Origin of the sequence: Sphingobacterium sp. UBA6645 (genome assembly GCF_002455685.1) — a bacterium.
Classification (GTDB): Bacteria; Bacteroidota; Bacteroidia; order Sphingobacteriales; family Sphingobacteriaceae; genus Sphingobacterium; species Sphingobacterium hotanense.
The window spans coordinates 1-12714 of sequence record NZ_DKLH01000019.1; the positions used below are offsets into that span (position 1 = coordinate 1).

At 41.4% G+C, this 12714-nt stretch carries 11 protein-coding genes; 4 read left to right on the forward strand and 7 right to left on the reverse strand.

What is annotated here, in order from left to right:
- The 5 genes from B2400_RS03195 to B2400_RS03215 all read right to left on the reverse strand — a co-directional run.
- A partial coding sequence (locus B2400_RS03195; RefSeq protein WP_293930711.1) for a RagB/SusD family nutrient uptake outer membrane protein occupies positions 1-1641 on the reverse strand: 1641 nt, incomplete at its 3' end.
- Positions 1642-1671: 30 nt separating this feature from the next.
- Positions 1672-4935, reverse strand: a complete 3264-nt coding sequence (locus B2400_RS03200) for a SusC/RagA family TonB-linked outer membrane protein (RefSeq protein ID WP_149526327.1) — start codon at positions 4933-4935, stop codon at positions 1672-1674.
- A 486-nt stretch (positions 4936-5421) separates the two neighbouring features.
- Entirely contained in the window at positions 5422-6147 is a 726-nt protein-coding gene (locus B2400_RS03205) for a ThuA domain-containing protein (protein WP_293930714.1), read from the reverse strand.
- A 3-nt stretch (positions 6148-6150) separates the two neighbouring features.
- On the reverse strand, positions 6151-7215 hold the full coding sequence (aroB, locus tag B2400_RS03210; protein ID WP_149526329.1) for a 3-dehydroquinate synthase: 1065 nt from the start codon (positions 7213-7215) through the stop codon (positions 6151-6153).
- Between the two features lie 35 nt (positions 7216-7250).
- On the reverse strand, positions 7251-7457 hold the full coding sequence (locus tag B2400_RS03215) for an RNA-binding S4 domain-containing protein (RefSeq protein WP_149526330.1): 207 nt from the start codon (positions 7455-7457) through the stop codon (positions 7251-7253).
- A 97-nt stretch (positions 7458-7554) separates the two neighbouring features.
- Between B2400_RS03215 and B2400_RS03220 the strand changes: the two genes are divergently transcribed.
- Together B2400_RS03220 and B2400_RS03225 are read left to right on the forward strand one after the other, a co-directional pair.
- Positions 7555-8745 (forward strand): proline dehydrogenase family protein, encoded by a 1191-nt coding sequence (locus B2400_RS03220; protein WP_187773854.1) that lies wholly within the window; start codon positions 7555-7557, stop codon positions 8743-8745.
- A 51-nt stretch (positions 8746-8796) separates the two neighbouring features.
- Positions 8797-9408 carry an HAD family hydrolase gene (locus B2400_RS03225; RefSeq protein WP_149526332.1) on the forward strand — a complete coding sequence of 204 codons (612 nt, stop codon included), beginning with the start codon at positions 8797-8799 and terminating at the stop codon, positions 9406-9408.
- 8 nt (positions 9409-9416) lie between these two features.
- On the opposite strand, the gene B2400_RS03230 is transcribed toward B2400_RS03225, so the two are convergent.
- Entirely contained in the window at positions 9417-10766 is a 1350-nt protein-coding gene (locus B2400_RS03230) for a hypothetical protein (protein WP_149526333.1), read from the reverse strand.
- A gap of 13 nt (positions 10767-10779) precedes the next feature.
- Positions 10780-11388, reverse strand: a complete 609-nt coding sequence (locus B2400_RS03235; protein ID WP_149526334.1) for an RNA polymerase sigma factor — start codon at positions 11386-11388, stop codon at positions 10780-10782.
- A 212-nt stretch (positions 11389-11600) separates the two neighbouring features.
- Between B2400_RS03235 and B2400_RS03240 the strand changes: the two genes are divergently transcribed.
- Together B2400_RS03240 and B2400_RS03245 are read left to right on the forward strand one after the other, a co-directional pair.
- On the forward strand, positions 11601-12449 hold the full coding sequence (locus tag B2400_RS03240; RefSeq protein ID WP_293930721.1) for a universal stress protein: 849 nt from the start codon (positions 11601-11603) through the stop codon (positions 12447-12449).
- Positions 12450-12452: 3 nt separating this feature from the next.
- Entirely contained in the window at positions 12453-12689 is a 237-nt protein-coding gene (locus B2400_RS03245) for a hypothetical protein (protein ID WP_260040356.1), read from the forward strand.
- Positions 12690-12714: the final 25 nt, after the last annotated feature.

Genomic DNA, 12714 nt, shown 5'->3' on the forward strand with positions numbered 1-12714 from the left:
GTTGTTCGAATTGAATACCAAGTTTTTATAGGTCGGGATAATTCCGCCTTCGAATGCTGAATAGCTTTCCAGCGTAGTTTTAGCGATTCCCCAACGTACTAAGTCGAAGAAACGGTGTCCTTCCATCGCTAACTCTAAGCGACGCTCAAAGCGCACTGCTTTAAGTGCGAAATTCTTGTCTGGGAAGGATGGATAAGGTTTAACATTATATTTTGCTGCATTGACGCCAGAAGCTGTCTTCTTAGGCGCTAGGGTTGCTGCGCGTGCTCGAACGGCATTTACTAACTTCAATGCATTCGCTAAGCTTCCTGCCTCAATTTCGCATTCAGCTGCCATTAAATATACATCCGCAAGACGGATGATATTTACATCTAAGCCGGTAATATAATATTCACCCGGAGCTGTCTGAACACCAAATAGAGATTTAGGCACCATCGTTTTGATTCCTACGAATGGACCACCGGTTACTACCTCTCTAATCCATGAATCGCCCGCCATAGTACCCCAATCAAGGTATTGTACACCGCGACGGCCAACAGTATAGTCCAAACGTGGGTCGAACGCTAGATTAACATTCAACTCATAATCTTCTTTCTGACTTGCTGGTAGGCCGAAATCCGACACATAAGGGTTTGTTCTGTAATTGTCTAACAATGGTAAACCATTTGCGTCTACCTTATATGCATTTACAAGGTCGATAGTAGGCTGATAAAATCCACAACAGTTAACTGGTGCAGTTCCTGACAATCCGGAAAGCATATCGCCGACATTTCCATTCTCCGCATTTCCGTTAGAATTGATAGCATGTTTAGAAACGACAAGCGCTTCTGGGCCGTTTTCTTTTGTTACATCGAAGTTATTCCAAAATGGCATGCTGGTTAGGTCTGTTCCTGCCATAACCGCATTGAACAAGGTCAGCGCCTCTGGATACTTTTTATTGTATAAAAGAACTTTTCCAAGATAAGCCTGCGCAGCGCGTTTATTCATGCGTCCGGCATCATTATTATACTTTTGCTCGCTCAAGTTAGCAACGGCAAAGCGTAAGTCTTCCTCAATCTTAGGAAGCACATCAACATCGTTACCAATCGTCAATGCCTGATCTGCGGTGGTATTTTCATCGAGGTATGGAATCTTCTTAAAGACTCTCCACAGGTAGAAATAATAATGCGCTCGTAGCATTTTGGTTTCGCCTTGAATTTGCTTTGCACGCTCTTCAGTGATTTCTTTTGTACCGCTTTGATCGGCAGCAAGCAATTTCAATGTATTGTTACAGCGCAAGATGCCCTCGTAATAAACTTGCCACATGGTGCTCAAGTTATCATTGACGCTCGTTGCTTTATAACTTTCAATATTAGCCATGTAAGGTTGGTCTCCCCCTTCTGATCCTTTGTGGGCATTATCGGACGCCACTTCGCCAAATAGCCATTGGCTGGGTGCAGAGGCATAATTGCCCCAGGTTCCACTTACATTACCATTTAAAATACTGTAGGCTCCTAACAGGGAACCTTCAACTCCTTCTTTATTTCCTACCTGTGGCTCAGAAAGCTCCCCTTGCGGCAGCTTCTGCAAGAAATCTTTCCCACATGAGCTCAGCGCTAATGCGCCAACAAATAGATAGGTATATAGTTTATATCGTTTCATAATATTTGTTCTTTTGAAATAATAAAAATCTTAGAATCCTAAGCTTACGCCCAATGTGTACTGTCTTGATTGGGGATAAACTCCAAAGTCCACGCCCAATGCCGGGTAATCGGATGGTGTCGCTGAAATCTCTGGATCTAATCCAGTGTACTTCGTAATCGTGAATAGATTTGTTGCTCCAAAATAGATACGCATTTTATTGAAAGACGTATTCTGGCCAAACAATTTTGTGGTATTCAAGTTATAACCGATCTGTAAGTTTTTAAGCTTTAAGAAACTACCATCTTGTATATAAAGCGATGAAGTAGCCACTTCCATTTCATTAAGATCGCCTTGACCAATGATTGATGGCACTTCGCTGCTCGTATTGTTCGGGCTCCACGCATCTAATAAACGCGTGCTGTATTGACCGTTGAACACTCCGAAATCTGTGAAATAACGAGTCGCTTCGTAAAGGTCATTACCTTGAGATCCGTAGAAGAATAAGGTCAGATCGAAGTCTTTGTAAGCAGCCGCTAAGTTTAATGAGTAAACAAAATCAGGGTGTGGACTTCCGATAATGGTACGGTCAGCAGGATCGATCTTGCCATCACCATTGATATCTTTGTATTTTGCGCCGCCTTTGCGTGCTCCTGGATAGATCGGTGAATTTGACAATTCCGCGTCGTCGTTATAAACTCCATCAGCCTGATAACCATAGAAAGCACCGAACTCTTCTCCTGTCTTCAACAAAGAAGTCTGCATACTGCGGAAAGCTCCATAGTTTACTTGCGTAATCGACGGTGCTAAGGACACAACTTCATTCTTATACGTGGATATGGTACCAGTGATGTCTAGGGTGAAAGGTTTTTCTTGACGGCGGCCATAGTGGTACCCTAAGCTAGCCTCGATACCACGATTGCGCATCTCGCCAATATTTTGGTAAGGCGAAGTTGCACGACCTACCGAAGTCGCAGGTAAAGGAACGCGGAATAACATGTCTTCCGTTGCTTTATTATACCAGTCGATGGAACCGTCCAAATCGCCTTGAAGTACAGCAAAGTCAATACCTAAGTTCAATGATTTTACTTGCTCCCATTTGATGTCTGGGTTCTGATAGTTACTTTTCCAGATACCTGTCACTACCTCATTATTAATAGGATAAGACGATTGGGTTAAAGAAGCTCTATAGCGTGCCAAGTACTCATATGCACTGATGCGTTGGTTACCTGTCACCCCGTACCCTGCGCGTAATTTCAAATCGGTCAACCATTCGGCACCCTGAGCAAATTCTTCTTGAGAAATACGCCATGCACCGCTGATACCTGGGAATACCCCATATAGATTGTTCTCACCGAAGTTCGATGAACCATCACGACGAACCGTAGCGCTCAATAGGTAGCGATCTTTATAAGAATAGTCAGCCTTACCCATTAAAGAGAACATAGAGCCAACCGAACCTGATCCTCCGTTATTGATATTCGTACTACCGGCATCTAGATAGAAATAGTCCAAACTATTCAAGATGAAATAGCCATTTCTAGAGCCGTTGATACCTCTATTGCGATTGCTGATTGCCTCCGTACCTACGAGCACGTTTAAGCTATGGTCTTCTCCAAGGTTTGGTTTATAATTCAAGGTATTGGTCCAAGTCCATTCTGTAGTGTAACCGTGGTATTCGCTCATACCGTTGTTGAAAGATCCCTCCGTGAATTCCGGATTCGGATAGTTGTAGCTTAGGCCATTGTAATTCTCATAACGGATACCGAAGCTTGTTCTAGCGGTCAGACCTTGGATTACATCGTATTCTGCAAATGCATTACCGAAGAAAAAGTTCTGACGATTCATATTGTCTTTCGCACGGTAGGACATCGCTACAGGGTTTTGACCATTACCCCATCCTCCTTTGGTTCCGGCGAAGTTTCCTCCTTCGTCATATACCGGAACAACGTTCTGAATACGATATGCAAATCCCATTACCGAACCTTCCCCGATATATCCGCCGGCAGTATTCGGGTTCACCCCGAAGCCATAACCTTCCGTATAGCTATATTGCAAATTCTCTCCAAAACGGAGTTTTTTGTTTAGAGCTGAGAATTGGGTATTCGTACGTCCATTGTAACGTCTGAAGCCGGTATGTATAACGGTTCCTTTTTGATCCAAATAGCCCCCTGAGAAGGCGTAAGTTGCATTTTCGCTACCACCTGTTGCTCCAATTTGATAAGATTGGATGGGTGCGTTTTGCGACAGTTCGTCGAACCAATTGGTTCCCTCTTTGTTGGCTTTGGTTATTTGGTAGAAGTTGTTTGCATCTTTTAAGTTATAATAGTATTTCGACATTTCCACGTCTGCCGGCGTAATATCTTTATTTTTTGCACCGGCAAGTAGGTAATCAGGAACAACATTATTCGTTCCGAATAAGGTATTCTTCATATCGACAACTTGCTGAGGACTCAGCATTTTTGGAAATGCTCCCCTATTCGGCACGCCGACACCGGCATAAGCGTCTACATTGACCAAGGTTTTTCCTGCTTTTCCCGATTTTGTTGTAATAATTACAACACCATTGTTAGCACGAGCACCATAAATGGACGCCGCGGAAGCATCTTTCAAAACCTGCATGGTCTCGATATCGTTCTGGTTGAACCAGCTTAACTTTCCTTCATACGGAACGCCATCGATTACATATAAGGGTTCATTGTTATTGATCGTACTGTAACCGCGAATACGGATTTGAGGGGTGGAACCTGGAGCACCATCGTTGACAATCTGTACCCCTGTTGCTCGCCCTTGTAAAGCTTCCACTGCAGTGGCTGCCGGTTGTGATTTTAACTGGCTTACATTTACGACCGCAACAGATCCCGTCAAATCTTTCTTGCGCTGAGCACCATAGCCCGTTACTACGACCTCTTCGAAGGTAGTTTTGTCAACCCCCATTTCAATCGTGATGTTTTGAGAAACCGAAGTAACAACAGAGGAAGCCTTTAGATAGCCGATGTAGGAAACTTCCAGCACGTCATTTGCTGAAGCACTAATCTCAAAATTACCAGCATCATCGGTAGAAGTGGCAGTCGATTTGCCGACCACTTTTACAGTGGCTCCAGCAATTGGCTCTTTTGTATTAGCATCTAATACACGGCCTTTTACGGTAGATTGTACCGCATGTAGTGGATGGGTTGATATCCTATTCCATAGGTTACCTTCGGCAACAGCCATATTGCTGAATGACAAAAGTCCCAAAGAAAGCAGGAAACCGCCCCTCAGCAGCCCTTTAGGAATGTAAGAGCCACTAATGGTTTTAATTGATTTTCCCATAGTTTAATATATTAGTTGTTTTGTTGTTTTATTGGAGTTGGGTAATGGTTACATATGCAAATATTTTTAATTAAACAATGCCCTAATAGTTACAATAAATCCTTGATATGAAAGAATACATCTATTAGGTTATGATATCTCGGTAAATTCCCAAAATTTTATGCAATAGCATTCCATGCCATCGAATTACGTTAGCTAGAATATCAATGCAAATCGTGTGGAACTTACACTAAGTACTTTTGCGAAGGGAAAGGGTGTAAGTGTGTTTCATGTTTGTTCGTTTAAATTAGCTATGAATGTTTATAAATGGCCTCTTCACGATGCGGAATCTCTAGTTGGTGACTCCTATCCGCTCCTCCTCACTTATTAGGTTCTATACTACAAGTTACGTAAAGCCTTGAATAAAAAAAATATTTTTGCAACATTTTTTTTACAGACAAAAAAAAGGAGACTGATTTAGCCTCCTTCTATATTTTTACATCGTTCTTATAAGCCTAGCACATAGCGTATTCCTCCGACCACATGCTTTTGAAAAGCGATAGAATCAAAAGATTCTTTGGTATGCCCCAACCCAGTATAAAACATCCGTGCGCCTTCAAATTCCTGAAACCAAGCGATGGGGTGAACTTCGCCCATTTTACCGCCTTCGTAAGACTTCTCATCTAGATTCATCAAAACATTAAGACCTGATTGAACGTCTTTGAAATCATACCATTCATCTTTGTGCACCCATATCTTGTTTAAATGCTCGGTTGCAGGGTGCTTTCTATTTAAAACTTGGAGTTTGGCTTCTTGAACTTTGGGATGGCTCAAGAAATACGCGCCAACCAATTGATTATACCACGGCCAGTCATGTTCTGTATCTGTTGCAGCATGAATGCCCATAAAGCCTTTGCCAGAGCGTATATACTTCTGAAATGCAACCTTCTGCTCTTCATTGAAGATGGTACCTGTAGTACTGAAGAAAAGAACGGCATCAAAGGTCGCTAGGGAATCTGATAAGAATAGATTTGCGTCCTCTGAATGCACTGATTGTATACCAATTTCTGCATAGAGCTTTTTCAACACTTCAACGCCCTTTTCAATATTGTCATGTCGAAAGCCTGCGGTCTTCGTAAAGATCAACACTTTCTTCGACGCCGCATAACTAATGCCCGATAATCCGAAGAGAGTAATCATCAATAGCACTATGAACACCGCGTACTTCTTCATAATCTATTTAGTTAAGTTTCTGTAGTAATCTAAACTCTCGATAATAAGATCTTCATCGACATATTTGTTGTAATCGCAATCGCCAATGCTACGTAACAATGCAAATCCTAATTGGTTATTCTCGTTTTTCTTATCATTGCGCATTAAGTCGACTAACACAGGATAAATCGATGGATCGATGGAATAAGCTGGATAGACAGCCTTCAAGTACTGTACAATATCTTCCAACTCGGTATCATCAAGATTATTCACGCGATGGGAAAGGTAAGCCTCGCAGATCATACCAATAGCGATCGCTTCGCCATGCAATAAGGGAGATTGATCATTCACCAAAGAATAGCCTTCGATAGCATGGCCAATAGTATGTCCGAAGTTTAAGATCTTACGTAAACCCTTTTCTGTCGGATCTTCCGTGATTACCTTATTTTTAATCTGAACAGACTCATATACGATCTCATTCGGCACAACGGGCAATGTCAATGACCTACATTTATTGTATAAATCCTTGTCTTGAATTAAGCCGTGTTTGATGATTTCTGCGAATCCGGAGCGAATCTGCCGGTCATCTAAGGTTTTCAAAAATACCGTAGAGATAAACACAGCCTGTGGCTGAGTAAAAGTCCCAATGATATTTTTGACGTTGTCTAGATCAATACCTGTCTTTCCACCTACCGAAGCATCTACCTGAGACAGCAATGTCGTCGGTACATTAATAAAGTCTATCCCTCTTTTATAAGTTGCTGCTGCGAATCCGCCCATGTCTGTAACAACGCCACCTCCTAGATTTAACATTAGCGCTTTTCGATCAGCACCGAAGTCAAGCATCGTCTTCCATACACCGATACAGAAGTCAATATTCTTGTTCTCTTCGCCGGGATCTACTTCAATAATGTCATAATCCAAAATATCCGGAATTGACGCCTGTAACACAGGTAAGCAATGATCATTCGTATTGCGGTCTACAAGTATTAATAGTTGGGAGTAGTCGTGATCAATCAAAAAAGACTGTAGTTCGTTCAAATCATCTTCAAACACCACGTCATAACCTAAGCTTGTTATCTTTTTCATAATGTAATTTCAGCCTAAAGATAGGATTTTTAACGTTAAATTATCTTTACTTTATTCCCATCAAATTCGACGATATCTCCTACTTTAACTTTCAAGCGCTTTCTAAGATCGACCTCGCCATTGTACTTAACCAATCCCTCTTCAACGACCCATTGCGCCATCGCTCCGTGTTCAACCCAATTCATGACTTTCAATAATTGGATCATCTGAATGAACTCCCCTTTTAGTGTAAACGTTTGCATAAACAAAAATATGCAATTGACAACTTTTTACAACCTTCCCATTAAAATAATCTACAATTAATTAACTACTTTTGCAGAATATATAAAATATAGTATCATGGATATATCAACGCCTACAAAGCTTGACTTTAACAATACCGAAATCGCTTTTAAAAACAAAAGTGATAAGGATTTAAACAAGGCTTATTGGTTGTTCAAAATGGTAGCAAGCAATACCTTGATTAAAATTGGTACTCCCATTACCAATTTCTCCCTGAATATTGGACTTCCAATAACGGGGATCATTAAAAACACAATTTATAAACAATTCTGTGGTGGCGAAAGCATCGACGACTGTTATAACGCCATCCAAGATCTAGGTAAGGGAAATGTCACGACTATCCTAGATTATTCGGTGGAAGGCGAAGACTCGGAAGCTAGTTTCGACGAAACTTGCAAAGAGATTTTAAGAACCGTTGTATCCGCAAAAACGAATCCATTGATTTCATTCTGTGTGTTCAAACCTACAGGACTTGGTCGCTTTGATTTATTCGCGAAAATTGATGCTAAACAGACTTTAACGAGCGAAGAAAAAGCAGAATACGAACGCTTGTACGATCGTTGTGATCAAATCTGTAAAGCATGTTATGAGGCAGATATCCCAGTCCTTATCGATGCGGAGCACTCGTGGATCCAAGATACTATCGACGACATCGCAAGAGAGATGATGGAGAAATACAATCAGCAAAAACCGATTGTTTATAATACATATCAATTATACAGACACGACAAACTAGCATCGTTGAAAGCGGATTTCGCATACGCTGAAACGCAAAACTTCTTCTTAGGTGCTAAAATCGTACGTGGAGCTTATATGGAGATTGAGCGTGAAAGAGCTAAAGAGAATGGGTATCAATCGCCAATCCAACCTAACAAACCAGCATCAGATAATGACTATAACGATGCAATCTACTTTATGTTAGATCACATCGATCGTATTGGTTTTATGGCAGGTACGCATAACGAGGAATCTTGCCGTATCTTAACTGAAGAATTAGAAAAACGTAATATTCCACATAACCACCCGCATGTGTTCTTCGCACAGCTACTAGGAATGTCAGACAACTTGTCGTTCAACTTAGGAGCATCGGGATACAATGTGGCTAAATACATGCCATACGGCCCTGTAAAATCAGTAATGCCTTATTTATTCCGTCGTGCACAAGAAAACACGTCGGTTGGAGGACAGACTGGACGCGAGTTAAGCTTGATTATGAAAGAGCTTAAGCGCCGTAAAGCATCAAGATAATTCAACTTGAAGAAAGTCTCCCATTTGCGGAGACTTTCTTACCTTTGTGCCATGAATGAACAATCATTGCACAAATACCTTAAACTAAAAGAACTTTCCTCTCCCTTCAAAGCGTTATTATTTGATGTCGATGGCACACTAGCCGACAATATCTACGCACATAAAGCCGCTTATGTCGCGGTATCAAAAGAGTACGGCGTTGATTTAGATCCCGATTTAATCGACGAAACAGCAGGATGGCCAACTATTGCCGTAGCAGAAGAAATCAGCAAACGCTATCAGGTAGAATTAGATTACGAAATCTTCGCAAAAAGAAAATCTGCAATATTCATTCATGACTTTATTCAACAAACCCAACCCGTAGACTACGTGCGTCAGGTATTATTTGATTATCACGGCATAAAGAAAATAGGTGTTGTATCGGGCGGAACTCGCTCAACATTGAATATAACGCTAGATGTCATTGACGTGAAAGGCAAATATGAAACCTTGGTATGCGCGGGAGATACTGAATTTGGAAAACCCTCCCCTCAGCCCTTCTTATTGGCAGCAGAACATTTACAAGTAGATCCTAAAGACTGTCTAGTATTCGAAGATGGCGACCCTGGTGTCCAAGGTGCCATCGCGGCGGGAATGTCCTGGGTCAGGATCGATGAAATATAAACTAATGCCTAAAAGTTCGTTATAATTCGAATACCGCCATTCGTATAATTCATATCCGCTTGCTTAAAGCTACCTACAGGTAATTTTACATAGGGCTCTACTGAAAGGTTCAAACGCTTGTTCACACGCATCTCTTTTCCAATTGAAAAGTTCACGAAGCCCCCGAAGTTACCTGTATTCACATTCTCTTCGTCAGTTTTCACCTTACGTGTCACAGGCTGTACCGCATCATTCATCTCTTTTGAGCTCGTTGGCAAACCTTTTTCGAACAAATCAGCATTCGCATTTTCGATAAAGTGTGTATAGCGATTTTGATTAAGTACTACCGCATATGTCATCCCTGTAGAAGCATATAAACCAGCATTGGTTTTATATTTCACCTCCAACGGAATTTCAAAAGCTTGAACATTTCCACTAACGGCATTCACATTCGGTAAAACCATCGTGCGACTCGCTTGCGTAGCCACCATACTATATTTAGCATCCTGTTCCAATACATCCGATGAAGCAAGAATCTGTGTCTCTGGGGCGCCAATAGGGTCTTTCATTAACCCTACCTCATATTGATTATAAGCTAATCCTGTTCGCACGCTCAAATTCTTACTGATATTATATCCTAAAAGCATACCACCACCAAAGTTCATCTGCTCATTTGTAGAGCTTGGAGAAACAAATAAGCCTAAATCAAAACGTTCCGAAAAACTAAACTTCTTCTGTCCTAGCTTAGGTTCTTTACCATCCGCTTGCATAGCAAACTGATCTCCTTGATAAGCCATGACATGCCCACTATTACCCGAACGAACGGGCTTAGCATTCGATAAGTTCACTACATTCCTAATCTGAACACCTTCTGCCTTTAAGGTAGGAATATTCATCATTTGCGGTGCAAAAGCAACATGCGCAGCTTGCAAATCACCTAACTGTAACTCTCCAACAGCATGCTCATTTGTATTCGTATTAGTCGAACTCATTTGCTGCCATGCGGTTTGATTAGCAAGCAATCCTGACGTCACTCCTGAGCTAAGGGAGCTTGCAGATGGCAAATCATTCGGTGTTTCAAGCGGCGAATCCTCTAATTGCGGTACAACCGTCGTTTGTTCCGTCGGATTTGAGTTATTCGCTGTAAGCGTATTATCACCAACAGGTGCTTCCGACCAATTATTTACTGCAAAAAATGCAATTAAAAGGGCCGCAGCCGCACTAGCCGCCCAATAATAATAGGCAGCCTTCGTACGCTTAGGTGCAAATTGGGCGCTCTGGAATTTCTCCCAAGCACCTTCGCGATAAGGTAGCTCCTCCTTATCCTTTAATGACCTAACAATGTGATCAATAATGTCTTTATTTTTGTTGCTTTCCATTTTTCTCTACGAATCAGGATTGTATTCTTTCTAAATCAATACGCGTAGCATACAGCTTTCTAAGCTTTTGCTTTGCTCTTGTCAAATAAGTTCTTGATGTGCTCTCTGGTATGCTTAATTCTCGAGCGATCTCATCATGTGAGTAGCCTTCGATTTCATACATATTGAATATCGTGCGTTGGATATCCGGCAGTTCACGAATTAGGGCGATAATATCATTATACTCTAAACGGCTGTCTGCCTCAACTGCAAAATGTAGGGTGTCACTACCGTTCAGATCGTCCAGCATATACATCTGCTTACGAACGCGAAGTGCATCAATAGAGGTATTTACAGCGATACGTCCTATCCAAGCTTTAAAAGTTTTCTCCAAGACGGTATCATCCTCATGTATGCTAAAGCTCTCAATTTTAGTAAATATCTTCACAAAACATTCGTTCGTCAGCTCCTCTGCTTCCATCTCATGCTTCATGTAACGAAATACAATAGCCATCACGTAGCCATAATATTTTTTGTACAAGAAGGCTTTACCCTTCTCCGAGTTAGACACAGCACACTTATCCAAAGCAACTCTAAGGTTCAATGGGGTGCCATTTCCAAGGTATTTATTTAAAATTCCCACTGGTTATCTAAGCTCCAATACTGACATAATTTCTTCTCTTCCTAAAATCGTTTAATTAGCCTTATTCCATAATACTACCTCAAAATTACTTATTTTATTATCAGTACGTAAAAACTTGATGAAATGCTACAGGATATACTGAAATAATGACTACTATCATTATCATTCTGCGTAATATTTGGTAAATTTAAGTGACGCAAAAAAGAAAGACCATGAGAGCCATATTATTCCCTACCGATTTTTCAGACATTGCAACAAATGCATTTGTCTATGCTTTGCACATCGCTAAGTCGATTGATGCCAAGATATATGTGTTGTACACTTATGTAGAACCCGTATTATCCGCTACTCACGCCGGTCAGCCCGAGTTAATTGGCGAGGTTTATCAAACCATCGAACTCAACCAATTCGAAACGTATAAAAAGAAAACCCAAGGCATGCGCACGATTGCTGAGTCCGAAGGTGCTTCCGACGTAGAGCTTGTTTTTCTCTTTGAAGAAGGCCCTGTGTCCTCCGTGGTGAAGAAGATCGTGGAGCGCGAGAAAATTCATCTTGTCGTGATGGGCACCCATGGAGAAAGCGGCTTCCTATCCAAAATCATCGGATCGAATACTGTCAATGTTATCAAAAACATTCAGAATCCGGTATTAGCGGTTCCACCACATGCCAAATATCAAGGCATCAATCGTGTGGTATTCACTACGCTCTTCCGCGAAAAAGATAAACCGGCACTCCGTGAAGCTATCATTATGGCGAAGGCTGTCAACGCGAGACTCGATTGCTTAAATATCCTTCACGACTCGAAAGTCGGCGATGTCATGCTGCAAACCGAGAACTGGCGACATGAGTTTCCTAACGAAGACATCAACTATGTGCTCCTCGATGAGGTAGAAAGTATAGAAAATACCATAACAACCTATCTGTTGGAAAACAATATTGATATCCTGGCTGTTGTGAAACGCAATAGGGGCTTTTTCGATCGTATGTTCAACAACAGCATCAGCAATAATCTAGCATTTCACTCCAAAGTTCCTATTTTAGTGTTCCATGAGGAAAAATAAGATATGCAGCTTCTGATTAAAAAACTAGAAAAAGAGAAAAAACTGGGAGAAAAAGCCAGCAAATACACCCAAATTATCGATGACAAATCGGTTTCACACGGCGTGCTGTTCTTTATCCCCCTAGATAAATTCGAAGCGAAGGTTTTGATTCCTGCGCCTTTCCATGAAAGCCTATTCGTTCATGGTGACCCTACTTATCAGCAGGTGCTGAACCATAAGGAGGCTATGATGCTGAAGTAGTAGTTAGTAGTTAGACCTATGGCGG

Excerpts from the sequence above, each read along its gene's own strand:
- B2400_RS03240 (WP_293930721.1), top strand. The coding sequence starts at position 11,601 with ATGAGAGCCATATTATTCCCTACCGATTTTTCAGACATTGCAACAAAT.
- B2400_RS03200 (WP_149526327.1), bottom strand. The coding sequence starts at position 4,935 with ATGGGAAAATCAATTAAAACCATTAGTGGCTCTTACATTCCTAAAGGG.
- B2400_RS03225 (WP_149526332.1), top strand. The coding sequence starts at position 8,797 with ATGAATGAACAATCATTGCACAAATACCTTAAACTAAAAGAACTTTCC.
- B2400_RS03230 (WP_149526333.1), bottom strand. The coding sequence starts at position 10,766 with ATGGAAAGCAACAAAAATAAAGACATTATTGATCACATTGTTAGGTCA.
- B2400_RS03215 (WP_149526330.1), bottom strand. The coding sequence starts at position 7,457 with ATGCAAACGTTTACACTAAAAGGGGAGTTCATTCAGATGATCCAATTA.
- B2400_RS03245 (WP_260040356.1), top strand. The coding sequence starts at position 12,453 with ATGCAGCTTCTGATTAAAAAACTAGAAAAAGAGAAAAAACTGGGAGAA.
- B2400_RS03220 (WP_187773854.1), top strand. The coding sequence starts at position 7,555 with ATGGATATATCAACGCCTACAAAGCTTGACTTTAACAATACCGAAATC.
- B2400_RS03205 (WP_293930714.1), bottom strand. The coding sequence starts at position 6,147 with ATGAAGAAGTACGCGGTGTTCATAGTGCTATTGATGATTACTCTCTTC.
- aroB (WP_149526329.1), bottom strand. The coding sequence starts at position 7,215 with ATGAAAAAGATAACAAGCTTAGGTTATGACGTGGTGTTTGAAGATGAT.